This window comes from Flavobacteriales bacterium (assembly GCA_016712535.1).
Lineage (GTDB): Bacteria > Bacteroidota > Bacteroidia > Flavobacteriales_F > PHOS-HE28 > PHOS-HE28.
The window spans coordinates 702,598-726,883 of sequence record JADJQW010000002.1 but is presented as its reverse complement, the minus strand read 5'-3'; the positions used below and the strand labels follow the sequence as shown (position 1 = coordinate 726,883).

The 24,286-nt window shown below is 63.6% G+C and carries 20 protein-coding genes and 2 tRNA genes; 8 read left to right on the top strand and 14 right to left on the bottom strand.

All coding sequences use genetic code 11. The annotated features are described in order from the left end of the window. Positions 1-64: 64 nt before the first annotated feature. On the top strand, positions 65-514 hold the full coding sequence (locus IPK70_02890; protein MBK8226106.1) for a hypothetical protein: 450 nt from the start codon (positions 65-67) through the stop codon (positions 512-514). A 387-nt stretch (positions 515-901) separates the two neighbouring features. Here IPK70_02890 and IPK70_02885 read toward each other — a convergent pair whose 3' ends face one another. The 3 genes from IPK70_02885 to folK form a co-directional block, all read right to left on the bottom strand. Beyond that, a complete protein-coding gene (locus tag IPK70_02885) occupies positions 902-2,620 on the bottom strand; it encodes a hypothetical protein (GenBank protein ID MBK8226105.1) in 1,719 nt (572 codons plus the stop codon). A gap of 100 nt (positions 2,621-2,720) precedes the next feature. Continuing rightward, a complete protein-coding gene (locus tag IPK70_02880; protein ID MBK8226104.1) occupies positions 2,721-3,356 on the bottom strand; it encodes a deoxynucleoside kinase in 636 nt (211 codons plus the stop codon). Then, a complete protein-coding gene (gene folK, locus IPK70_02875) occupies positions 3,353-3,850 on the bottom strand; it encodes a 2-amino-4-hydroxy-6-hydroxymethyldihydropteridine diphosphokinase (GenBank protein MBK8226103.1) in 498 nt (165 codons plus the stop codon). The genes IPK70_02880 and folK overlap by 4 nt, the downstream gene beginning before the upstream one ends. 116 nt (positions 3,851-3,966) lie before the next feature. On the opposite strand from folK, the gene sppA reads away from it, so the two are divergent. Continuing rightward, positions 3,967-5,757 (top strand): signal peptide peptidase SppA, encoded by a 1,791-nt coding sequence (sppA, locus tag IPK70_02870; protein ID MBK8226102.1) that lies wholly within the window; start codon positions 3,967-3,969, stop codon positions 5,755-5,757. 130 nt (positions 5,758-5,887) lie between these two features. Here sppA and IPK70_02865 read toward each other — a convergent pair whose 3' ends face one another. Then, positions 5,888-6,688 (bottom strand): DUF2797 domain-containing protein, encoded by an 801-nt coding sequence (locus IPK70_02865; protein MBK8226101.1) that lies wholly within the window; start codon positions 6,686-6,688, stop codon positions 5,888-5,890. Between the two features lie 44 nt (positions 6,689-6,732). Between IPK70_02865 and IPK70_02860 the strand changes: the two genes are divergently transcribed. The 3 genes from IPK70_02860 (at position 6,733) to IPK70_02850 (ending at position 9,984) form a co-directional block, all read left to right on the top strand. Further along, a complete protein-coding gene (locus IPK70_02860; protein ID MBK8226100.1) occupies positions 6,733-8,244 on the top strand; it encodes a GH3 auxin-responsive promoter family protein in 1,512 nt (503 codons plus the stop codon). Beyond that, positions 8,241-9,047, top strand: a complete 807-nt coding sequence (locus IPK70_02855) for a hypothetical protein (protein ID MBK8226099.1) — start codon at positions 8,241-8,243, stop codon at positions 9,045-9,047. Before IPK70_02860 ends, IPK70_02855 begins: the two co-directional genes overlap by 4 nt. 130 nt (positions 9,048-9,177) lie before the next feature. Further along, positions 9,178-9,984 carry a deoxynucleoside kinase gene (locus tag IPK70_02850; GenBank protein ID MBK8226098.1) on the top strand — a complete coding sequence of 269 codons (807 nt, stop codon included), beginning with the start codon at positions 9,178-9,180 and terminating at the stop codon, positions 9,982-9,984. 8 nt (positions 9,985-9,992) lie between these two features. On the opposite strand, the gene IPK70_02845 is transcribed toward IPK70_02850, so the two are convergent. From IPK70_02845 to IPK70_02805, 9 genes are all read right to left on the bottom strand, one after another. Continuing rightward, a complete protein-coding gene (locus tag IPK70_02845) occupies positions 9,993-10,814 on the bottom strand; it encodes a glutamate racemase (GenBank protein ID MBK8226097.1) in 822 nt (273 codons plus the stop codon). Between the two features lie 13 nt (positions 10,815-10,827). Then, on the bottom strand, positions 10,828-11,346 hold the full coding sequence (locus IPK70_02840) for an OmpH family outer membrane protein (GenBank protein ID MBK8226096.1): 519 nt from the start codon (positions 11,344-11,346) through the stop codon (positions 10,828-10,830). A 12-nt stretch (positions 11,347-11,358) separates the two neighbouring features. After that, on the bottom strand, positions 11,359-12,009 hold the full coding sequence (locus tag IPK70_02835; GenBank protein ID MBK8226095.1) for an OmpH family outer membrane protein: 651 nt from the start codon (positions 12,007-12,009) through the stop codon (positions 11,359-11,361). A 28-nt stretch (positions 12,010-12,037) separates the two neighbouring features. Next, positions 12,038-14,548, bottom strand: coding sequence for an outer membrane protein assembly factor BamA (gene bamA, locus IPK70_02830; GenBank protein MBK8226094.1), 2,511 nt, complete (start codon positions 14,546-14,548; stop codon positions 12,038-12,040). 41 nt (positions 14,549-14,589) lie between these two features. Further along, a complete protein-coding gene (locus IPK70_02825) occupies positions 14,590-15,330 on the bottom strand; it encodes an isoprenyl transferase (protein ID MBK8226093.1) in 741 nt (246 codons plus the stop codon). Positions 15,331-15,386: 56 nt separating this feature from the next. After that, complete coding sequence (locus IPK70_02820; protein MBK8226092.1) at positions 15,387-16,232, bottom strand: hypothetical protein; 846 nt, start codon at positions 16,230-16,232, stop codon at positions 15,387-15,389. Between the two features lie 285 nt (positions 16,233-16,517). Next, positions 16,518-16,748, bottom strand: a complete 231-nt coding sequence (locus IPK70_02815) for a PspC domain-containing protein (protein ID MBK8226091.1) — start codon at positions 16,746-16,748, stop codon at positions 16,518-16,520. Positions 16,749-16,776: 28 nt separating this feature from the next. Next, the gene (locus tag IPK70_02810) at positions 16,777-17,751 is read right to left on the bottom strand and encodes a hypothetical protein (GenBank protein ID MBK8226090.1); all 975 of its coding nucleotides are present in this window, start codon (positions 17,749-17,751) and stop codon (positions 16,777-16,779) included. Positions 17,752-17,858: 107 nt separating this feature from the next. Further along, positions 17,859-18,398, bottom strand: coding sequence for an RNA methyltransferase (locus IPK70_02805; protein ID MBK8226089.1), 540 nt, complete (start codon positions 18,396-18,398; stop codon positions 17,859-17,861). A gap of 62 nt (positions 18,399-18,460) precedes the next feature. On the opposite strand from IPK70_02805, the gene mutS reads away from it, so the two are divergent. The 3 genes from mutS (at position 18,461) to IPK70_02790 (ending at position 24,152) form a co-directional block, all read left to right on the top strand. Beyond that, positions 18,461-21,100: a DNA mismatch repair protein MutS gene (gene mutS, locus IPK70_02800; GenBank protein MBK8226088.1), complete on the top strand. Its 2,640-nt coding sequence runs from the start codon at positions 18,461-18,463 to the stop codon at positions 21,098-21,100. A gap of 4 nt (positions 21,101-21,104) precedes the next feature. Continuing rightward, positions 21,105-24,035 carry a YfhO family protein gene (locus IPK70_02795; protein MBK8226087.1) on the top strand — a complete coding sequence of 977 codons (2,931 nt, stop codon included), beginning with the start codon at positions 21,105-21,107 and terminating at the stop codon, positions 24,033-24,035. A 44-nt stretch (positions 24,036-24,079) separates the two neighbouring features. Next, positions 24,080-24,152, top strand: a tRNA-Gly gene (locus IPK70_02790). A gap of 42 nt (positions 24,153-24,194) precedes the next feature. Here the strand turns inward: IPK70_02790 and IPK70_02785 are convergent. Next, positions 24,195-24,279 (bottom strand) — tRNA-Leu (locus IPK70_02785). Positions 24,280-24,286: the final 7 nt, after the last annotated feature.

Below are 24,286 nucleotides of genomic sequence, written 5' to 3'. Positions count from 1 at the left end.
GGGCGTCTATTTGTACGGAACCACCTGCCAATCGGGGCCTTACCACCCCACAAACCTGCTTGCCATGGAGTACTTGTCTGCCTTCCACGACTACTTCTATCACACCCTGCGTTTGGGCAACGCGTTCTACTATGCGTTGGGCTTCATCGCCGCCATCGCGATCCTGGCCCAGTGGCGCCTGTATGAGAAGTGCCGCCAGCCGGGCTTGGCCGCCTTCATCCCTGTTTGGAACGTGGTGGTCTTCATGCGCATCGTGGGCCGCCCGGCCAGCGATGGTTGGAAGATGCTCATCCCCATCTGGGGCCAGCTCTACTTCATCCCCAAGGTGTGGATGGAAGTGATCGCCTGCTTCGGGAAGACCTCCTTCCTCGACAAGGTGCTGGTGATCGTCTTCAACGGCCTCTACATCCTCAACCTCGCGCTCAGCGACGAGCAGTACCTCGGGCCGCTGCGCGGACAAGCGCCCCTGCCCAAGTCCCACAAGGTGGGCCGTGTGAACCCTCAGGTGGCGTGAGGTAGCACCGCCTTACCGTACCTCACGCCGCATCGAGGCCCCTTCGCGAATCGAAGGGGCTTCGCTGTTCTCAGCCAGCGCCGGCTCACGGCGATTCCAATCGGAATCGCGCCTTGGATCAGCGTTGAGCGCACTGTCGGGACCGGGCCGATCAGCAAGCTGCGACGCACGATTGTGGCATATCATCGTTGCACTGCGGCTCGCACCGAAACAGGCGCGCAACCTGGGCTTCCCAGCTTCTATTCCCCGATCGTTAGGGCACGTCTGCGGATGCGGCCTCATGGCATTGACGTAGATGGAATCAGAGCCTTAGGCCGATTCACACCAGAAGCAAGAAGCCCCTTCGCGGCATGCGAAGGGGCTTCCTGGCAGATGGGTTGCAACGGCTCAGAGGCCGAGCTGCCCTTTGAAGTTGCGGAACTCGAGGTCCTTCATGGCCTTCTCACGCAAGCTGGCATCCTTCTGCACGGCCATGCCCAAGTGGTTGCGCACCATGTCGCCGTTGCTCTGGCGGGCTCCGATGATGGCCATGAGATAGTGGCCTGCAGCGCTGTCCTTATCGCTGCTGCCTTCGAGGATCTTCTGGCCACCGGCGGCATCGCCACCCAAGGTCTTCGCGAGCGCCGCATTGAAGGTGTTCATGCCGCCCATGTTGCTGGTGGCGCTGCCGTAATCGCCATCCTGGATGTTGATGATGCCCATGTTGTACTTCACCTCAGGACCGGCGGCGCTGGCCTTGCGGTAAAGCTCCATCGCCTTCTTGCGGTCGCCCTTCAAGCGCGCGATCGCCCCCAGGTTGTTGGTGCTGATGGGATTGTCCTGGATGCTGTTGGCCTTCTGGAACTCGGCTTCGGCTTCAGCCATCTTGTTCTGCTGGTAGAGCACATAACCCGCGTTGTTCGGGCCCCGATAGTCAGCGGGGAAGATGCGGCTGGCCTCACGGTAGATGCGCAGCTGCTCGTTCAGGTCGGTGGTGAGGGTGGCGCTAAAGAGCAGCTCCTCCACATTCAAGCTGTCGGGCATGGTCTTGCTCATGCTGATGAGCTGCTCATCGGACTTGCCCACGCGATCGTAGTTCACGCGCATCTCGCTGCGGCGCAACTGGGGCAGGATCTGCTCACTGATCTCCTTGTAGGTGGCCGCCATGTTGCGGATCTCCTCCTCGCGCTTGGTCAGGTCCGGGTACATCTCCAGCACGCGCAGCACCAGTTCCTTGTCAGGCACGGTGGAGCTGGCCTGCATGGCGCTCTTGAATCCTTCCCAATCCTCGCCGCGAGGGTTCTCCGTGTAGAAGGTCTCCAAGCTGTCGGCCTTGATCTTGTTGCGCTTCAGCTCGCCCTTCAGCCAGGACATGGCGCTCTTCGCGCGATCACCAGCCAGGTTCTCGTTCTTGCTCAATTCGCCCTCGGGACTGGCCCACGCATCGAAGCTGGCACCTTTGATCTGGATGCTGGGATTCTGTGCGGAAGCCTTCAGCCAATCGCCCATGGCCTTCACGTCGGTGTCCTTCAGCTCGCCCGGACGCACCACGCTGCTGCTCACGAGGTAGTTGATGGTGGCCATCTCGCTGTGGCTGGTGACACGCTGGAAGGCGTCCTTCGCCATGATGACCTTGTCATCGCTGAGCAAGAGATAAGGCGTGGTGATCACACCGTCTGCCAGCTTGAAGGGGTCGAAGGGCATCTCCTTCTTCGTGCCCTGCTTGCCCAGGATCTTCACCACCAGTTCGCTCTGGTTGCCCATGGCTTGGGTGAAGGCCACTTTGCCCGTGTAGCTGAAGCTCTTGCCGGCCTCGTACGGGATCACGGTGTAGTTGCCCACGGCCTTGTCGCCCTGGAAGCCCACCATCTTGTAGGGGGTCTCGCCACCGGGATAGGTGAGCGTAGGGGTGAGTTCCACTTGGGCCTTGCGATAGAAGTACTTGCCCGGGAAGCTCCCGTTAATGGCCACGGCCACTGAATCGCCTTGCACGATCAGCGGGTTCGGCTCAACGGTGTATTTGATGGTCTCGGCATACTTCTTCATTTTGCCGATCCCTCCGCAGCCGTATAGCACAAGAGCGGCGGTGGCAACGAGCGAAAGGCCTTTCAGGTGGCGCTTTTCCATTTCAGATGGCGGGTTGGGTGAATTCGGCGGCAAGTATAAACACGGCATTCCGGTGAATCTTGCGATCCAACGGGCAGTTCTCCACACAGTTCCGTGCGCTTCAGAGGCTTACCACCCGGTGACCCAGCGGGGCTTCCTCGTCCATCAGGCTCAAAAGCCGGACGAAGGCGGCTTCATCGCGGAGCAGATCGGCATGGCCTAGGTCAACAATGAGGGCGCGGGTGGCGGTGGTCTTCATCAAATGGTCCATGTAGCGCTCCTGCAAGCGCATGAGGTAATCGGCCCCGATGGCCTGCTCGTAGCCTCGCCCGCGCTGCCGGATCCGCTCACGCACCCGTTCGATGCCCAGGTGCAGGTACACGATGAGCTGTGGCTGCGGCAGGTCGGCGTACATGATCTGGTACAGGTCGCGGAACAAGGCGTGCTCGTCGGGCGGCAAGGTCGCGTTCGCGAACACCAGCGATTTCCCGATGCTGTAATCGGCCACGGTCACCGGACTGAAGAGCTCCTGCTCGGTGACGCGCTTGAGCTGGTGGTAGCGCTGCGCGAGGAAACTCAGCTCCACGCTGAAGGCGTAACGCTCGGGCTCCTGGTAGAAGCGCGGCAGGAAGGGGTTGTCGTCGAATTCCTCCAGCACCAAGCGGCCATTCCAGCGCTCGGCGAGCCGCCGCGCCAAGGTGGTCTTGCCCGCGCCGATGAGGCCCTCGATGGCGATGTAGGAGTAACGCGCGCTCATGCCGGACCGGCTTCCGCAGGCAGGGCGCGAAGGTCGCGTAGCAGCTCGAACACCGTGCGACCCAGCACCGGGTGCACCCAGTGCGGCGCGATGTCGGCGGCGGGCTCCAAGGCGAAGGCCCGCTCGTGCATGCGCGGATGCGGAACAAGGAGACCGGGCACATCGATGACCCGGGCGCCGATGAGCAGGATGTCGATGTCGATGCTCCGCGCCGTGTAGCGCTCCTGCGGCTCGCGCGTGCGGCCCAATTCGGCCTCGATGCCGAGCAGCACGGCCATCAGCTGCCGAGGCTCGTGCGGCGTGCCGATGATCAGCGCCCGGTTCAGGAAGAGCCGCTCGTCCGTGAAGCCCCAAGGCTCGGTCCAATGGTCGCGGCTGCGCGCAAGGATGGGCCCCGCGCGCTCCGCGATCAGGCGCTCGGCCTGCGCGAAGGTGGCGCGCGCATCGCCGATGTTGCCGCCCAACAGGAGCAAGGCTTCGTCCGATCCATCCATCGGGCCAAAGCTACCGGGGCCTCCCATCCAACGTGCACCCCGTTGGTGTAATGGGATCCACGCGGCACCAAGGGGCCGCCTAGTTTCGTCGGCGCAAACACAGACCCCGATCCCCCATGAGACAATTCCTCAAATTCATGTTCGCCTCCATGCTGGGCACCCTGCTCATCGGCGTGGTGCTCATCGTGCTCTTCATCGGCATGCTGGCAGCTGCCGCCGCCGGCCTGGGCAGCAAAGGCAAGCCCGCCAAGATCAAGGATGGCACCGTGCTGCAGCTCACGCTAGACAACGAGCTCGTTGACCGCGGCGACGACGAGCAGATGGACTTCGACTTCGGTCCCTTCCAAGGCGAATCGAAGACCGGCCTCAACCAAGTGCTCGCGGCCTTGGATCAAGCCAAGTCCGATGAGAAGATCGAAGGCATCTTCCTCGACCTCACCAGCGTGAACTCCGGCTTCGCCACGCTGCGCGAGATCCGCAACAAGATCATGGAGTTCAAGAAGGAGAGCGGCAAGCCCGTGGTGGCCTGGGCCGAATTCTATACGCAGGGCAGCTACTACCTGGCCACCGCCGCCGACCAGGTGTACCTGCAGCCCAAGGGCATGCTCGATTACCGCGGCCTGCACAGCGAGTACATGTTCCTCAAGGGCCTCTTCGAGAAGCTCGACATCGACATGCAGTTCATCCGCGGGAGCAACAACAAGTTCAAGAGCTTCGGCGAGGTGTACACCGAGGAGCAGATGAGCCCGGCCAACCGCGCGCAGATCGAATTGATCCTGCGCGGGCTCTGGGCCGATCACCGTGCCGCCGTGAGCGAGAAGACGGGTCTGAGCGCCAATGAGCTCGATACCATCGCCAACACCTTCGCCGCCAAGGACGACGAGGCCGCCCGCGACCTGAAGCTGGTGGACGCCCTGATGTACCGCGACGAGCTGCTCGCCGACATCAAGGAGCGCATGAGCCTCGACAAGGAGAAGGACATCGCCTTCGTGAGCCTGGGCAAGTACCTGCGCACCGCCGAGGAGAAGAAGGAGGACGGCGATGCCAAGACCAAGCTCGCGGTAATCTATGCCGAAGGCGGCATCTCCAGCGGCGATGGCGATGATGGCATCGGGAGCACCTCGCTCTCCGCCACCATCCGCGAGGCGCGAGAGGACAGCGCCGTGAAAGCGATCGTGCTGCGCGTGAACAGCCCCGGCGGGAGCGGATTGGCCAGCGAGGTGATCTGGCGCGAGGTGAAGCTCGCCGCCGAAGCGAAGCCTCTGGTGGTGAGCATGGGCGATGTGGCTGCCAGCGGCGGCTACTACATCAGCGCGCCGGCCACCAAGATCTACGCGGAGCCCACCACCATCACCGGCAGCATCGGCGTGTTCGGCCTCATCCCCAACATGCAGGGCTTCTTCAAGAACAAGCTGGGCATCACCTTCGATGGCGCCAAGACGCACGAGTACGCCGACATGATGACCGTGAGCCGCCCCTTGACCGAGACCGAGAGGCGCATGATGCAGCAGTGGGTCGATGACTTCTACGACGGCTTCGTGGAGCGCGTGGCCGAGGGCCGCAAGCTCACCACCGCGCAAGTGGACAGCATCGGTCAGGGCCGCGTATGGACAGGCACCGACGCCAAGGAGCGCGGCCTGGTGGATGAGCTCGGCGGCCTGGAGGATGCCATTCGCGCCGCCGCCACGCTGGCCGGCATCAGCGACTACCGCAAGGTGGAGCTGCCCGAACAGGAGGACTTCCTGCAGAAATTGCTGAAGGACCTCAACACCGAGACCAAGGCCTGGGTGGCGCGCGAGTACCTCGGCGAAGATGCCAAGCTGCTGAAGGAGTACCAGCGCGCACGCGAAGCCAAGGAGCAGACCGGCATCGTGGCCCGCATGCCTTACGACCTGATCATCCAGTAACCTATTGCGGAAGCAAGCACGGGCGGCCGCCGTATGGCGACCGCCCGCTTGCCCTTTGTGATCAGTTGCCTGATCTAACCAAAACCCGGGTGCTGTAACGCAGGGCCCGCTCTAAGGTTACGGTCGTGCCTCAGCCCTCCACCACCACATGCACCCCGCTCTGGTTGCGGATGTTCACCACGCGGCCATCCTCCCAGAGCAGGTACTGGCCCTTGATGCCCATGAGGGTGCCGCCGATCACCGGCTGCTTCTCGAAGGATAGGCTCGTGACCTTCGGCGGATAGGCGAGTACCGGGTAGCGGATCGCCTGCGGCTCCGAGGCGTGCAGCAAGTGCTCCTGCAGATCGGCGCGCAAGGCGCCTATGGCTTGCGCGCGTGCGGCCCGCAATGCATCGTCATCAGGCTCCACCTCCTTCAGCATCGCGCGCCAATTCGTCTTGTCAGCGAAAATGCGCTTGAGGTCGACCTCGATGAGGCCTGCGAGCTGGCGGTAGGGCACCCGGGCGATGATGAGCGCCGCCACAGCGCCCTGATCGATCCACCGCGTAGGCACCTGCGTGGCGCGCGTGACGCCCACCTTCACATTGCCGGTGAAGCTCAGATAGACCACATGCTCGGTGTTGTGATGCTCGTGCTCCCATTGCGGATCACGGCCTTCGCCAAGGTGCGCGCGGCACAGCTCAGGATGCACGATGCACTCCGCGGCCTCCGGCGCGCTCACCAGGCACGGGTAGCAGAAGCCCTGCTGGAAGAGCTTCTTCACGCGCTTGCCGCAGCTCACGCAGCTCAGCGCGCCGGTGGCGCGCAGGGTCAGCGGTTGTCCCACCCGGGCGCTCAGGTCGATCGGCGGGTCGAAGGGCAAGGCGTAGCGCACGGTGCCATCGGGCGCCAGCACTGAGCGCATCTTCAGCAGGGGCTTACCATCATCCATCTGCGGCGACTACATTTCGGCGGAAGATAGGCGCCTCCCCCACCATGCCCCTGAACGCGCTCTTCGGATTCCTCATCAAGAAACGGCTGCAGCAGATCGAGCTGTTCCGTGACCACCCGCACCTGGCCCAGCTCGAGCAATTCCACTCGCTGCTCCGCATGGCGCGCTACACCGAATGGGGAAGGCAATACGACTACGCCTCCATCACCACCATGGATGAGTACCGGGAGCGGGTGCCCATCCAGGACTACGAATCGGTGAAGCCTTACGTGGCGCGCTTGCGCAAGGGCGAGCAGAACCTGCTCTGGCCAACGGACATGAAGTGGTTCGCCAAGAGCAGCGGCACCACCAGCGACCGCAGCAAGTACATCCCCGTGAGCCGCGAGGCCTTGGAGGATTGCCACTACAAAGGCGGCAAGGACCTGATCGCGCTGCACTACCAGCAGCGTCCGGAGAGCAAGCTCTATCAAGGCATGAGCCTGGTGGTGGGCGGCAGCAGCGCCATCGAGCACCTGCGCGCCGATGCGTACACCGGCGACCTCAGCGCCATCATCATCCGCAACCTGCCCGTGTGGGTCGAAGTGCGGCGCACGCCCGTGATCGAGACCGCGCTGATGGAGAATTGGGAGGAGAAGATCGAGCGCATGGCGCGAGAGACCATGCGCGAGGATGTGCGGTGCATCGCCGGCGTGCCCAGCTGGACCCTCGTGCTGCTCCACCGCATCCTGGAGCTCACCGGCAAGCGCGACATCCTGCAGGTGTGGCCCAACCTCGAGCTCTTCATGCACGGCGGCGTGAGCTTCAGGCCCTACCGCGAGCAGTTCCGCGAGATCATCCCGGGCGAGCAGATGAACTACCTCGAGAGCTACAACGCCAGCGAGGGCTCCTTCGCCATTCAGGACCGCAACGGCGCTGACGACATGCTGCTGATGCTCGACTACGGGATCTTCTTTGAATTCATGCCGCTCTCGGAGCTCGGGTGCGCGAAGCCGCGCACGCTGCTGCTGAATGAAGTGGAGCCCGGTGTGAGCTATGCTCCAGTGATCAGCACCAACGGAGGCCTGTGGCGCTACCTGCCCGGCGATACCGTGCGCTTCACCAGCGTGAAGCCCTACCGATTACAGGTGAGCGGCCGCACCAAGAGCTTCATCAATGCCTTCGGCGAGGAGCTCATCGTTGACAACGCCGATCGCGGCATCGAGGCGGCGTGCATGGCCACCGGTGCCGTCGTGCGCGAGTACACCGCCGCGCCCGTGTTCATGGATGGCAGCGCGCGCGGCGGCCACGAATGGGCCATCGAGTTCGAGCAGGCACCCGCGGACCTCGACCGCTTCACCGGTGCGCTTGATGCCGCCATGCGCGCGCTCAACAGCGACTACGATGCCAAGCGACGCGGCGACATGGCCCTTCGCATGCCCGTGGTGCATGCTGTTCCGCATGGCACGTTCCATGCGTGGATGCGCGAGCGCGGCAAGCTCGGCGGGCAGAACAAGGTGCCCCGCCTGTGCAACGACCGCGTGCTGATCGAATCGATCCTCGCACCAGCGCTCGCATGACACGCCACGCCAACGCGCTCCTATCGCTGCTGCTCCCCTGTGCGCTCGCAGCGCAGGAAGCGAGCACGGCGAAAGGCCATTCCATCGAAGGCCGGTTCGACGCCTTCACCACCGATGAGCTTGGGAACGTGTACGCGCTGCAAGGCGATGAACTCGTGCTCTATGATGCGAAAGGACGATCGTGGCTGCGCAACAGCCTGAAGACCTTCGGCCGCATCAATGCCATCGACGCGTTCTATTCGCTCAAGCCCATGGTCTTCGCGCGGGAACAAGGACAAGTGGCGGTTCTCGACAACACCCTCGCGGTGCAGGGCAGCGTGATCAACCTGCCGCGCAATGGCTATCCGCAAGCCGTGCTGGCGTGCATGAGCGTGCAGAACGGCTTCTGGCTCTTCGATCAGCGCGAGCTGGCGCTGATCCGCGTGGATGCCCAACTGCGGCCGCTGGCCAACACCGGCCGGCTCGATCAATTGCTCGGCTTCGCACCGGAGCCAAGCGCCATGCACGAGCACGAGAGCCGCCTTTACCTCAACGACACCGCGCGCGGCATCCACGTCTTCGACCTCTTCGGCACCTTCATGCGCACCATCCCCATCGTTGGCGCTCGCAGCATGCAGGTGCGCGATGACGTGCTCGTGTGCCTCGATGCGCGCGGCGCATGGCGCTACGACCTGCGCACGCTCGACCTGCGGCCCATCAGCATGCCAATCGCCATGGACGAGGCGCGCGACCTGCGCATCGAGCGCGGCGCCGCGCATGTGCTCCTTGCAGACCGCATCGTCGTGATCCCTCTGGCGCCCTGATCGCGCAGGCCGAACGAGTTTTCCACGATCGGGCGCCGGTTGCGGTGCCCGGATAACTTCGCCAGCCGCTGAGCGGTCGGCAACAACCCTCAACCTCATCAACCTACAACCCTCAACCTGCATACCGCCCATGCACATCGCCATCGCAGGCAACATCGGCTCCGGCAAGACCACGCTCACGCAACTCTTGGCCAAGCACTACAAATGGGAGCAGCTCCAAGAGGCCGTTGACAACAACCCTTACCTCTTCGACTTCTACAAGGACATGCAGCGCTGGAGCTTCAACCTCCAGATCTTCTTCCTCAACTCGCGCTTCGAGCAGCTGCTCGATATCCGGCGCAGCGGCCGCAACGTGGTGCAGGACCGCACCATCTATGAGGACGCGTACATCTTCGCCCCCAACCTGCACGCCATGGGGCTGATGACCACGCGCGACTTCGAGAACTACCACCGCCTCTTCCTCAACATGGAGAGCGCCATCGTGCCGCCCGATCTGCTCATCTACCTGCAAGCACCGGTGGAGAAGCTGGTGAAGCAGATCGCCGAGCGCGGCCGCGATTACGAGGCCAGCATCAGCATCGATTACCTCAAGCGCCTCAACGAGCGCTACGATGCCTGGATCGAGAAGTACGACAAGGGCAAATTGCTGGTGATCGATGTGGAGGACAATGCCTTCCACACCAATCCAGAGGACTTGGGCCGCATCATCAACCGCATCGATGCGGAGATCCACGGCCTCTTCCCGATGGAGAAGCCGGACCCGGCGAGCAAGCCTTCTGCGCCAGGCAAGCCCGCTCTGTCCAAGCCGGCCGGTGCTGCGAAGCCCGACCCGAAGCCAGCGATGAAGCCGCTGAAGCAGGGCACCTTGAAACCGCTGCCCAGCAAGGACGGCGCGAAGCCCGTAACGCACGGCAAGGCGGTAGCGAAGAAGCGTTGATCCGTAGCCTATCGCTCGAGCCGGAGCGCACCACCGGTCCAAAGCGCCTGAGCCACCCGGTCATTCGGCAGGCCCATTCGTTCCATCATCGCTCCGACGTGCGCCGGATCGCCGCTGGTGAACACCTCAACCGCGCCCGTCGCTGAGGCGGCCGCATCGATCGCCTTCTCCTTCAGCACACGCGCCACCTGTCGCGCAACGGCCGGCGCAGGATCAATGACGCGCACGCCGGCTCCGACGATGCGCTCGATCAACGGGCGCACGATCGGATAGTGCGTGCAGCCCAGCACCAGCGCGTCGATGCCGCGCGCCAGCATCGGCTCGAGCCAGCCGCGCAGCATCTGCTCCGTGAGCGGCGAGTCCGATTCACCGGCCTCGATCTGCTTCACCAATCCGGGGCAGGGCTGGTGCAGCACTTCAACGCCTTGCGAGAAGCGCTCCACGACCGAGGCATACAGGTCGCTCTGGAAAGTGGCCACCGTGGCGATCACGCCGACCACGCCGCTGTGCGTTTGCTCCACGGCGGGCTTCACCGCCGGCTCCATGCCCACGAAGGGGAAATCGGGCCAGCGCGCGCGCACGTCCTTCAGCGCGGCGGCGCTCGCCGTGTTGCACGCGATCACGATCAGCTTGCAGCCCTGAGCGATCAGCGCGTCGCAGATGGACATGCTGAAGCCGCGCACCTCATCGAGCGAGCGTGCGCCGTAGGGCATGTGCGCATTATCGCCGAAATAGAGCAGGCGCTCGTGAGGGAGCGCCTGCCGGATGGCTGCCATCACCGTGAGCCCGCCGATGCCGGAATCGAAGATGCCGATCGGTCGCGCGTCCACGGCGCCTAGGCGATTAGGGCGTTGTGATGCCGAGCTTGGCCTTCACCAAGGGCATGATGTCCTCGCCCTTGTCGAAGTACAGGACCATGCCTGTGCTCACGTCGAAGATGTAGGTGAAGGCCTTCTCATCGGCCACGTCCTTGATGGCCTGATTGGTCTTCTCGATCATGGGCTTCAGCAACTCCTCCTCCTGCTTGGCGAGGTCTTCCTGCGCCTTCTCCTGCGCGGCCTGGATGCGCTGCTCCAACTCGTTGATCTCGCGAACCACCATCTCCTTCTCGGTCTGGGTCATGGTCTCGGCACGCGCCTGCGCATCAGCCACCTTGGCCTGGTACTCGGCGCCCATGGCTTTCAGGCGCTCATCGAGTGTCTTGGCGAATTCTTGCATCTTCTCTTCGGCGCCCTTGCGCTCAGGAAGCGTGAGCAGCAAGCGCTGGCGATCGATGTGGCCAAGCTTGGCCGATTGCGCGGTGGCTGCTTGCGCGCCGCAGAGGAGCAGTGCGACTGAGAGTGCGAGTTGCTTGATGTTCATGGTCGTATCCGTCTATCGGGGTGGTTTTTGATCGCGTCCGCCATCGCCGCCGTCGCGCGGCTGCTCCTGGGGCTGGCCTTCGTCCTTTCCGTCGTTCGTTTCTTCCGGGTCCTTGCCGAACTCTTCTTCCTTCCCGCCGCCATCACGCTTGGGGCGGATGCCGAGCTTCTTCAGCACTTGGTCGCTCTTGTCGAACTTGTCGCTGGCGAAGAGCAGGTTCCCGCCGTTCTGGCCGCTGAGGTCGAACACGGCCACGTAGCTGGTGCCGGCCACTTCCTTCACGGCGTTGTAAACGCGCTCTTGGATGGGCTGGATCAGCTCCTGCCGCTTCTTGAAGAGATCGCCTTGGGGGCCGAAGCGCCGTTTCTGCAGGTCGCGGGCATCGCGGTCCTTGTTCTCGATCTCGTCCATGCGCGTGCGGCGCATCTCATCGGTGAGCAGGATCGACTCCGCATTGAAGGCCTCACGCAGGCGGCGAATGGTCTGGTGGCGCTCGTCGATCTCCTCCTGCCATTGCTTGCTCAAGCGGTCCAGTTCCTTCTGCGCCGTCTCGTATTCGGGCATCTGGTCCAGGATGTACTTGGTGTTCACGAACGCGATTCGTTGCGCGGCGGCATCGCCGGCAAGGAGCGCCGCCAGGGCGAGGATCAGGAGGATGCGCATGCGAGGGGCGTGAATGTATGCGGCGGGATCAGAGTTCGCCAAGATCTATGCCGATGGTGAAATGGAACTGGCTCTTGGCCATGCCCGGGGCGTTGGGCACATCGTCCAAGCGCCAGGCGTAGTCAAGGCCCATGGGCCCGAACATGGGCAGGAAGATGCGCAGGCCGAAGCCGGCGCTGCGGTACATCTTGAAGGGATCGAAGCGCTCAGCGCTTCCCCAGGTGTTCCCTGCTTGCGCGAAGGCCAAGGTGTAGATGGTGGCCTGGGGATTCAGCGATACGGGGAACCGCAGCTCCGCGGTGTACTTGCCCACAAGGAAGTTGCCGGTGCGGGGCGAGAGCGATGCCTCGTCATATCCGCGCAGGGCGATGATCTCGCGGCCATCGAGCTGGAAGCCGGTGAGGCCCGAACCGCCGAGGTAGAAGCGCTCGAAAGGCGCATCGCCGATGGCGCTGTTGTACCGGCCCATGAAGCCGTAGCCAGCGCGCACCATCAGCACCAGGTCGTGCTGGCTCTTGCTCCGCGTGAGGCGGTTGAACCACTGCGTGGTGATCTTCCACTTGTGGAACTCGGCCCAGCGGAAGCGCTCGGCGGCGGGCAGTGCGGCCCAGTCACGGTCGGGCTGCATCAACGACCAGGGCGGTGTGGCTTTGAGCGAGAGCGTCACATCGGATCCGCTGCGCGCGAAGAAGGGCGCATCCACCGAATTGCGGGAGAGCTGGATGCTGTAGGCGAGCACGTTGCTGGTGCCCTTGCCGAAATCGAACACCACCTGGCCGAAGTTGAAATTGTTGAGCCTGTAGTTCTGGTAGCTCACGTTCTGCCGCAGGATGAAGTAGTCATCGGGCACCGTGAGCCTTCGTCCCAACCCGAGCGTAAGGCCGATGATATCGAGCGATTGGAGCTTGGGGTTGGCCTGCTTGCCGTCGGCTGTCCGCACGGTGCGGGCTTCACCATTGGTCTGCCTCGTGAGGTAGGCCGAGAAGCTCAGGGCGTTCGGTTTGCGGCCGCCGAGCCAGGGCTCCACGAAACTCAGGCTGTAGCTCTGGAAGAAGCGGCCGTTGGTCTGCGCGCGGAGGTTCAAGGTCTGGCCGTCGCCCGCCGGAAGCGGCTGGTAGGCCTTGGGGTCAAAAAGCTTGCGCAGGCTGAAGTTGGTGAAGGAGAGTCCTAGGCTGAGCACCACGCGCTGGGCGCCATAACCGCCGCTCAGTTCCAAACGATCGCTCGGGCGTTCTTCCACGGTGTACTCCAGGTCCACAAGGCCGGTGCGCGGGTCGGGGATGGGGTTCACGCCGAGCTTCTCCTGATCGAAGTAGCCGAGCTGCGCGATCTCACGCTGGGTGCGGATCACATCGCTGCGGTTGAAGAGCTGGCCCGGCTTGGTGCGCACCTCCCGGCGGATCACATGCTCATTGGTCTTCGTGTTGCCCTTGATGATCACGTTGCGGATCCGGTACTGCCGCCCTTCGCGAATGCGGATCTCGAGGTCGATGCTGTCGCCCTCGGTCACGAGCTCGATGGGCTCCGGGTAGAACGAGAGGTAACCATCATCCATGTACAATGAGCTCACATCCAAGCCGGTCTGGTTCATGTACAGGCGGCTGTCGAGCACCTTCTTGCTGTACACATCGCCCTTGCGGATGTTGAGGATGCTGTCCAGCCGCGAGCTGCGGTACTTGGTGTTCCCGGTCCACGTGATCTGTCGGAAGTGGAACTTCTGGCCCTCGTCCAGATCGACCTCCACGCGCACGCGCTTCGGGCCCACCCTGTACATGGTGTCGCGCACGATGGCGGCGTTGCGGTAGCCCTCGTTATTATAGGTCTCGAGCACGCGCTGCCTGTCGGCCTTGTAATCCTCGGCTATGAACTTGCTGCTGCCAAGGATGTTGTACCAGCGCTTGCGCTTGGTCTTCTTGAGCTTGCGCCGCAGCTTGGCGGTCTTGATGGCGCTGTTGCCCGAGATCGCCACATCCTGGATCTTCACGCGCGGGCCGGGATCCACATCGATGAAGACCACCACGCCATCGGAGAGCGCTCCCTTGAGCGTATCGGGCAACTGCGTGAAGCGTGCATCGGCGAAGAGGTAGCCCTTGTCAGAGAAATGCTTGCGGATGATCTGCCGAGCGCGCTGCTCGGTGGCCTCATTGAACTGCTGCCCGCGGGAGAGGCCCACCTCTTCATCGAGCTTGTCGGCCTTGGCCTTGGTGATGCCCCGGAACTTGTACCGGGAGAGACGGGGCTTCTCCTGCACGATGATGTGCAGGAAGATGGTTCGACCGCGCACTTCGGCGGCCTCGATGGCCACATCACTGAAGAGCTTCTGCTCCCAGAGGTTCCGGATGGCGCGGCTGATGCGCTCGCCGGGCACTTCCACTTTGTCGCCCACCTGAAGGCCGGCGAAGAGCTTCACCGCGCTGGGGTCCACGGTGCGGGTGCCGCTCACCGTGATGCCGCCGATCTCGTAGGTCTGCGGCAGCGTGTGGTCCATGGCCGAACGCTGTTCCTGCGCTGAAAGGCGCATGGCTCCGTGTGCGAGCATGCAGGCGAATACCGTGAAGCGAAAGGTGGCCGATCGGATCCTCACGGGTGTGTCACTTGCTTGCTGGTGAGGCCGAAGCGGCGCTCTCGGCCTTGATAGTCGAGCACGGCTTGGAACAGGTGCTCCTCCCGGAAGTCTGGCCAGAGCACCGGCGTGAACCAGAGCTCGGCATAGGCGATCTGCCATAGGAGGAAGTTGCTGATCCGCTGCTCGCCGCTGGTGCGGATGAGCAGCTCGGGGTCAGGCATCCCCTTCGTCGTGAGGCGCTCGCCCACGGCCTTCTCATCGATGGCCTCGGGAATGATGCGCCCATCGATGGCATCTCGAGCCATCAGGCGGGCCATGCGCACCAGCTCCCAGCGCGCGCTGTAGCTGAGCGCGAGCGTGAGCGTGATCCGCGTATTGCCAGCCGTGCGCGCGATGGCCTGCTGCAAGGTCTCGCGGCAGGCATCGGGCAGGCTATCGATATCGCCGATGGCGTGCAGGCGAACACTGTTCTCATGCAGCTCGTCGATCTCCTGCACCACGGTGCGCACCAGCAGGTCCATAAGGGCCGCGACCTCGTCGGACGGGCGATTCCAATTCTCCGTGCTGAAGGCGTAGAGCGTGAGCCATTTCACCCCGATGGCGCTGGCCCCGCGCAGTGATTCGCGCACGCCCTGCACGCCGTTCATATGGCCTACGATGCGCGCCTCGCCATGCTGCTCGGCCCATCGCCCATTGCCATCCATGATGATGGCCACATGCTGCGGCACGCGCGCGGGATCGATGCGTGCCTTCAGGGCTTCGGTATGTGCTGCGTTCTCCAAAATGGGCGGCGAAGGTGCGAAGAAGGCGCTCAACGCTTGCGCTTCATCCAATTGTACTGCTCCTCGCAGTCGCTGAAGCGGCTGAGGATATAGGTGATGGTGAGGCCCGAGTACACGTACCAGTCGCGCGTGTTGGGGTCACCGCGCGTACGGCCGGTGTTGCTGAAGCCGGGGTTGGCGTCCTCCAGGCCGCTGCGATCCGCCAAGGCCGCAGCGAGCGGGCCGTTCTCGAAGGCAAGCAGGTCGTTGTCGTAATAGGTGCCGCTCACATCATCGATGTAATCGGTATAGGTGCGTCGCATGCCCCATTCCAGTTGGAAATCGATGCGCTTCACATTGAACTTCAATCCCGCGCCGAAGGGAATGGCCATGTGGTCCACCGGATACAGCTTGGGGCCTTGCGAGGTGCCCTGCCCTTCGGTGCCCAACTGCTGCAGCTCGTACCAGCTGTCCTGGAACTGCGCCCTTGGGCTTGCGCGGAAATACGCCAGCCCACCGAACACGAAGGGCGTCCACTTCTTGCCGTCCTTACCGCGCTTGCGGTACGGGAAGTAGTTGATCTCGAGCAGCATGGAGGCCTCGAAGAGCGGTGCGCGGAAATGCAGGTTGCGCGCGAGCTGGAAAGCGTCCTCGCTGTTGCTGTCGAAGGCCTGAAGGGTGCCGTAGAGGCCTTGGAGCCTCAGCGCATACCGGTCGTTGAGGTTATGACGGAACACGAGGCCGCCAGCCAGCCTGGTATCGGCCGGATAGTGCTTGTAAGGATTGAGGTCGCCGATGTAATAGGTCGCGCCGATGGTGGCACCTAGCTCATTCACTTGGGCTGCAACGCGCAGGCCTGATGCCAACAACAGGAATACGAGCGTGGCGCGGAGCATCGGTTGCTTGAACGGCGTGGCGGGGCCTGTGGTATGACCTCGGAAGCCGGGCGAAGGTACCCCGTCGCCCCAACTGGCAAGAAAGCGCTGGCCGGTAGGGTGTTAAGGTGCGTGAAAGGGGGTAACGGTGCTGCGGCAGGAGGAGCGTGGACCTCAGCCTCGATCGGCTAAATCTGCTAGCGCTTCGCAGAGCGTTCCACACGGCCATCTCGAGCGATTGCGGCTTCTGTTCACCAAACCTGATCGGTGCATGCCGTTCAGGGCGGAAGAGGAACGAGCCCCCGCTCACAGGTCCCACACCGTGCTCCTTCGCCGCAATGGCTGCTTGATGCGCTCCTTGTGCTGCAGCACGAAGGCCATGACCAAGTACACCACCAAGTGGGCACCAGCGGTGATGAAGCTGAGGTAGATGAAGCTCAGGCGCACCTGCTCGGCCTTCACGTTGAGCTTGCCTGCCCACCATTGGCAGACCCCGAAAGCCTGCTGCTCGAACCAGGAACGGATGGGCGCGATCATGGCGGGTGCAGCACAAGGCTGCGCGTTTCTAGAAGACGATCTTGGCGCGACGGATGCGGGCACGGTACTTCTTGCTGCCGCTCTTGTATTTGTAGATCTTCCAGTCGGCCGTGAACTTGAGGAAGAGGTAGGCATCGAGATCCTTCTCGTCGCCGCGTTGCTGGCCGCGAGCGGTCTGGCCTGGCATGAGGCCCAAGCTCGGGTCTGCCAAGTAGCCTGCCACCTCATCTTCCGGGATATTCACATCCTGAGCGTCGAGCGGGTCAGGGCCGTAGTAATACGATGTGCTGACATCATCGACATAATCCGTGAAGGTCTTGGTGTACTGCAGTTCCAAGCCGCCGCTCCAATTCTTCGTGAATGCGCGCCGGATACCGAAGCCGAGGGGGATGCATACCTGGAAGTTCTTGTACTCATCGGGACCGCCGGGCAATCCTTGCCCCTCGGTGCGCATGGGCTTCAAACGGACCCAAGCATTGTTGTACTGCGCGCGCGGGTCGAAGTAGAAGCCACCAACGCCGCCGAAGAGGTATAGGCCCACCCGGCTGCTCTTGGTGCCCTTCACGCCGCGCAGGTCGTAGATGTGGCCGAGCTCCTCCCGGTAGAGGTGCAGCTCGTAGACCAGCGAGAGCTCGAATACATCGCTCTTGAAGCTGAGGTTGCGGTTCTGCCGGAAAGGCTCCGTGGTGAGGTTGTCATTACCGGCCAGGATCCCGTAAGTGAAGCGCAGGCGCAGGGCCTGCTGCCGTGCGAGGTAATAGCGGTAGGCAAGGCTTGCGGCAGGCCGTGTCTGGCTGAACTCCAAGTCCCACACGAACGGGGACCCGATCTGATTGCGGCCACCGAGCTCACCAAGGAAATTGGAGATCCCGAAGCCGAACTCAACCTCGGTGCGGTGGGTCTTCCAGTAGCTCGATTGCCGGAAATACTGCGCACCAGCCTCGCCTGCCAGCAAGAAGGCGGCCGATAGGAGCAGGATGTGGCGGGGTAGGAATCGCAGCATGCGGTTCTAGGCGGGCAGCCAAATATAGAGGGTGGGCTCATACGGCGGGTCGCCGACTCAGGGTTCCGTCCCCAAGACCCGCTGAATCGGATACGGTTGCCTCTGGTCTAGCCATCATTGCCGGTGAGGGCGTGGAGCACCACTCCCGCGCATACGCTCACGTTGAGCGAGTGCTTGCTGCCGCGCTGCGGGACCATCACGCAGGCGTCGGCCAAGGCCACTGCCGCATCGCTCACGCCGTGCAGCTCATTCCCGAACACGAGGGCCAATGGACCTCGATGAGCATCCCTGAGCCGGTTGAGCTGGATGGCCATGGCCGTGAGCTCCACGGCCACCACATGGTATCCGTCCGCCTTCAGCCGTTCCATCGCACTGGCTGCATCGGGTGAACGCTCCCACGGCACCGAGCGCGTGGCGCCGAGAGCGGTCTTCTCGATCTCCGGATGCGGAGGGCATGGGGTGAAGCCGCAAAGCACCAAGCGCTCCGCCCCGAAGGCATCGCAGGTGCGGAAGATTGAACCCACGTTGTGGCGGCTGCGCAGGTCGTCGAGCACCACCACCACCCGCTGGTGAAGCGCGGACGAATAAGCCTCGGGCGCCAAGCGGCCCAGTTCGTCTGAATTCAGCTTTCGGTCTCCAAAAGGCATGGCGGATGGGGCAGAAGGCTCCGGTTACCTTCGGGGCGCAATTTCGCGCAGCGCCTCCGAGCATGAGCCAGTCCGCCACCACGCCCTTGATGCGGCAGCACGCCGCCATCAAGGCCAAGCACCCCGATGCGCTGCTGCTCTTCAGGGTGGGCGACTTCTACGAGACCTTCGGTTCGGACGCCATCACGGCCTCGCGGGTGCTGGGCATCACCCTTACGGGACGCAATAATGGCGGCAGCCGGGAGGAGTTGGCCGGCTTCCCGTACCATCAGCTCGACAACTACCTGCACAAGCTGGTGCGCGCCGGCTTGCGCGTGGCGGTGTGCGATCAGCTCGAGGACCCGAAGCTGGCCAAGACCATCGTGCAGCGCGGGGTCACGCAGGTGGCCACGCCGGGCGTATCCTTCAGCGATCAAGTCGTCGACCGCCGCGACAACCATTGGCTGGCCGCGCTCTGCGGGGGCGAAGGGGGCTACGGCGCCGCCTTCCTCGACGTCACCACCGGTGAGTTCCTCGTGGCGGAAGAGAGCGCCGAGGCCATGTCCAAGCTCATCGACGGCCACGCACCGCGTGAATTGCTCTACCCCAAAGGCCGCTCAGATGCCTTCATCGATTCCCACGCGGGCCGTACTTATGGCCATGCGCTCGATGATTGGGCCTTTGCGGATGAATTCGCGCGCGAGCGCCTGCTCAGCCATTTCAGCACTGCTTCGCTGAAGGGCTTCGGCATCGAAGAGCTGCGCTTGGCCCAACGGGCGGCCGGTGCGGTGCTCCACTACCTCAGCGAGACCCGCAACGACCGGCTGGCGCACATCGCACGCGTAGCCCGCTTGCGCCCAGGTGACCATGTGGGCCTCGACCGCTTCACCATCCGGAACCTTGAATTGGTGACGCCAACGAACGAGGGCGGTCGCAGCCTATTGCAGGCCATGGACCGCTGCGAGACGCCCATGGGCAGCCGCCTGCTGAAGCGCTGGATCCTATTCCCACTGATCGACCGCGCCGCGATCGCTGCTCGGCACGATGTGGTCGGTGCGTTGAAGGATGCCCCGTCGGCCTTGGAAATGCTCGGAACGGAGCTTCGCGCTGTGGGCGACCTGGAGCGGCTCGTGGGCAAATCCGCCGCCGCTCGCATCGCCCCGCGTGAGCTGCTGCAACTTGCGCAAGCACTGGAAGCTTCGGAACGCCTGCGCACAGCGCTCGGCTCCCAGCCGGGCGCATTGTCCGAGGCGGCCGCAGCCGTGACTCCGCCGATGGACCTGGCCGGCGAGCTGCGCGCAGGAATCGAGCCGGAGACCCCTGCCACCTTGGCCAAGGGCGGCGTGATCCGCAGCGGCAACAGCACCGAGCTCGATGAGCTGCGGCATGTGACCACGCACGCCAAGGAACTGCTGCTCGATGTGCAGCGCCGAGAGACCGAGCGCACCGGCATCAGCTCCTTGAAGGTGGGCTACAATAATGTGTTCGGCTATTACTTGGAAGTGCGCCACACCCACAAGGACAAGGTGCCCTCGGAGTGGGTGCGGAAGCAGACGCTGACGGGTGCCGAGCGGTATATCACCGACGAGCTGAAGTCTTTGGAAGAGCGGATCCTGGGCGCGGAGGAACGGATCCTTGCGCTCGAGCAGGAGCTGTATGCTGCGCTCGTGCTGCGCGTTTCCGGCCATATCGCCGCATTGCAGTCCACCGCGCATGCGGTCGCGCAGCTCGATGTGCTGCGCGCCTTCGCGCTGAATGCCGCCGCACTGCGTTATTGCCGGCCGGAGGTCAACGAAGGAAGGGCCATCGATATCCGGCAGGGCCGCCATCCGGTAATCGAGCAATTGCTGCCCGCTGGCGAAGCCTATGTGGCCAACGATGTCGTGCTCGACCCCGACGAGCGCCAGATCACGGTGATCACCGGGCCGAACATGAGCGGCAAGAGCGCGCTGCTGCGGCAGACGGCGCTGATCGCGCTCATGGCGCAGATGGGCAGCTTCGTTCCGGCGAGCGCCGCGCGCATCGGCGTGGTGGACCGTGTGTTCACGCGCGTCGGCGCCAACGACAGCCTGAGCACCGGCGAGAGCACCTTCATGGTGGAGATGAATGAGAGCGCGAGCATCCTCAACAACCTCAGCGACCGGAGCCTTGTGCTGCTCGATGAGATCGGCCGCGGCACCAGCACCTACGACGGCATCTCGATCGCTTGGGCCATCGCCGAGTACCTGCACGAGCACCCCATGAGGCCGCGCACCCTCTTCGCCACGCATTACCACGAGCTCAATGCCATGACCGAGAGCTTCCTGCGCATCCGCAACGCCAGCGTGGCGGTGCGCGAGGTCGATGGGCGCGTGCTCTTCCTGCGTCGCTTGGTGCCCGGCGGCAGCGACCGCAGCTTCGGGATCCATGTGGCGCAGATGGCCGGCATGCCCGCAGCGGTGGTGCAGCGCGCGAAGAAGGTGCTCGCCCATCTGGAGCGCGCGCATGCGGGCAACCTCGGCGAGGACGAACCGGCCGGCCAGCGCACCTCACCCAGCTTGCGCGGCCTTCCGCTCGAATCGCAGCTCAGCATCTTCCAGCTCGATGACCCCGCCTTGGAAGCGATACGCGACCAGCTCAATGAGCTTGAAATCGACACGCTCACCCCGGTTGAGGCGCTGTTGAAGCTCAATGAGATCAAGCGCATGGCCGGCTCCGGCAAGACGAAGCTGCGGAAAGCCTGAGCGCATGAACCCAGGTGCCATCGACCAAGGCGCTGATGCGTGGGCAAGGCGGTGGGGATGGCTGCTGATCGCTGTTGCGGTGCTGCTGGCCTACTGGCCGTTATCGAGCTTCCAATGGACGCTGACGCATGGCGATACGCTCAATTGCTGGCTGCCGTGGCGCTGGTTCATTGCCAGCAGCCTGCACAACGGGCAGTTCCCGCTCTGGAATCCGCATCAGCAATTCGGCTACCCCATGCACGCGGACCTGCAAGGTCCCAGCTGGTACGTGGAGGCCATCGCGCTGGGCGGCACCATCGGCCACGGCATTCATGTGCTCCAAGCGCTCTTCCTGCTTTACGTGATGATCGGAGGCTGGGGGGTGATGCGGCTCATCCGGAACCTGCACGGCGATGCGCGAGCCGGTTCGCTGGTCGGCCTGGCGTACGCGCTGGGCGGCTTCTTCACCGGCCACCAGCAGCATTTCTATGCGGTGATCAGTGCCGCTTGGCTGCCTTGGATGCTCGATGCCTTCCTGCGCCTGATGCAAGAGCCCGGCTGGAGGCCTGCCGCTCGCGTGTCGCTTTTCCAGGGCTTGCTGCTCACGGGCGGCAATCACACCTTCACCATCATCGGCGCCTATCTGCTGGCTGCTGTATTCGCGCTGCAGGCGTGGCGCACTTGGCGAGCTGACGGTTCAAGGGCCCTTGGTCCGCTGCTCTTGTGGAGCATGGCTGCCGCAATCGGATCGGCCGTGGTGGGTGCGGGCGCACTGCATGCATGGATCGATGCCGGCCCGCATCTGGCCCGCAGTGGTCCGTTGGCCTATGGGATCGCCATCCAGGGATCGGTCACCTGGCCGGCGCTCACCTCATTGCTCTTCCCGTTCGCAGTCGGCGCCGACCAGGCTCGCATCGGTGCGGATCCGAGCATGGCCAACCATTACATGGGCCTGATCGCGCTGGTGCTCGCAGCGGCATCCTTGCTTCGCCGTCGCACCGCGATCGAAAACCTTCTGCTGATAACCGGGTTGCTCTGCGGATTGATCGCAGCAGGTCCGGCGACGCCTATCCACCGCTGGGCCTTCGATCTTGTCCCCGGCTTCGACCTGTTCCGCTTCCCTTCCTATTTCATGGTGTTCTCCTGGCTCGCGGCGATGATCCTGGCTGGCGGGACCATCACCGCAATGCTCAAAGGAGGCCTCTCCCATCGGCACCTGTCCTGGCCGATAGGCGCAGCGCTGCTGGCCGCTGCGGTGCTCTGCGCCTTTGCCATGACGCGGATGGGCGCAGATGAGACCGGCATCAGCCTGTTCGAGCGGATGCGCGGCATGCACATGAGCAAGCGCCTGCTGATCGGGGCTTCCGTAACGCTGCCCGCATTGGTCGCCACTCTTGTTCTGGCGTGGCGGCGCAGGCTTGGCTTCGCCGCCTTGATCACGCTGGTCGGCATCGAGATGGCTTGGAACAGCTCGCTCGCGGTTTGGAACACTGCCGTGAGCGATATGCCGCCTCAATGGCTGCACCGCCGATTGAGCGCGTTGAGCGAGGGACCGGTGATCCCGGACGGCCGTCCCGTGGGGTTCGATGACGATACGCGCAATAAGCTGATCTACCTGGGCCACGCCACGCAGGACTACCTCGGCGGATTCTCGCGCGATGGCGTGAACAGCTTCTGGCTTCGCAACGCCATGGACCTCGAGGTCGTGCACACGGCTCTCTGGGAGGCGATGGCTCGGCAACCGTTGGCCTACTTGGCGGATTCGATCATCGCTTTCGATATGTACCGCAAAGGGGATGTAACGGCCGCACGAGACAGCGGCTTGGCGGTCCTCATGCCCGGGCACGCCAAGACCAACGCCCAACGACGCACAGGAAGGGACATGGCCACCGTGACTGCATTCGACCGCAACACGTTCACCATAACGTGCAGCACCGCTGGACCAAGGATGCTCGTGCTGCAGCAGAGCCACTATCCCGGTTGGGAGGCCAGCGTCGATGGCTCACCGAGCGCCCTGCTGAACGTGAACATCGCCGCCATGGCGGTTGAGGTGCCCTTGGGGGAGCACACCGTGGAGTTCCGTTACCGGAAGCCGCTCGTTCCCTTGCTGCTCGCGCTCTCGCTATCAGGCTTCTTCGTTCTGCTCTTCGCGCTGAGCTTGGCCCACCGCCTGAGCCTGGCAGGCGCCGGAGCGCTGGCTGGCATGGTATGCTGGTCGCTCTTCGCGCATGCACCGAAGAAAGATCGGCTGCCCAGCGCTGTAGAGAACATGTTGGCTAGCGCGCCGCAGGGAGCACGGGTCATTGTCCATGACGATGGCCATTGCCGCGATGTCATGGCGCAATCCGAAAAAGAGGTGGCCTCAGTCCGCGCAAGCGAGATCACGGATGTGCCCGAATTGAAGGACCTGCTGGCATCCTCATCCACTTTGCACTGGATCGACGCCGGACTGAAAGCCGACCCCGCCGTTCGTGCGGCGCTGCTCGACCGATACGAGGCGCATGTGCTCGATCATGATGAGGGTGCCATGCATGTTGAATTGAAGGCACGGGCGAGCGCCCCCCCATGGCGGCTGCTGCATGCCGAAGAAGGCGATTCCCGAACGCTGACCAAGGATCAGCCCTTCGGCCCCGGCCACGAGTTCGATTTGGCCCCGTTGAAGGAGGTCCGCCACGGAACCCTATTGCTCGATGCCATGGCCGCCGGCCCCGGAGCCCGCGCCGTCTTCGTGGTGGAGCGCAAGAAGGGGGACCTGACCACGGCCTACATCGCACAGCCCATGCTGGTGCCCAGCACCGTGCATGGTGCGGTGCCCGTGTACGCTGCGATTCCAATGGAGGAGCTCTGGCGGGCCGATGAGCGGCTCAAGGTGTACACCTGGTCGCATCAGGGCGATTCCATCAGCATCGGCGCCTTCCGGATCCGGATAGCTGACCAGCGCTTCGATCGCTGGTGACCGCTTGCGGGCTTCGATCGCGCATCTATATTTGCCGCCCCATTGCGAGAGTAGCTCAGTTGGTAGAGCACGACCTTGCCAAGGTCGGGGTCGCGGGTTCGAGTCCCGTTTCTCGCTCAAAAGATGCCCCCCTCACAGGGGGCATCGCTCGTTTCTGGGTGCCCGGGGCGGGACTTGAACCCGCACAGCCCTTACGGACCAAGGGATTTTAAGTCCCTCGTGTCTACCATTTCACCACCCGGGCGGCAGCG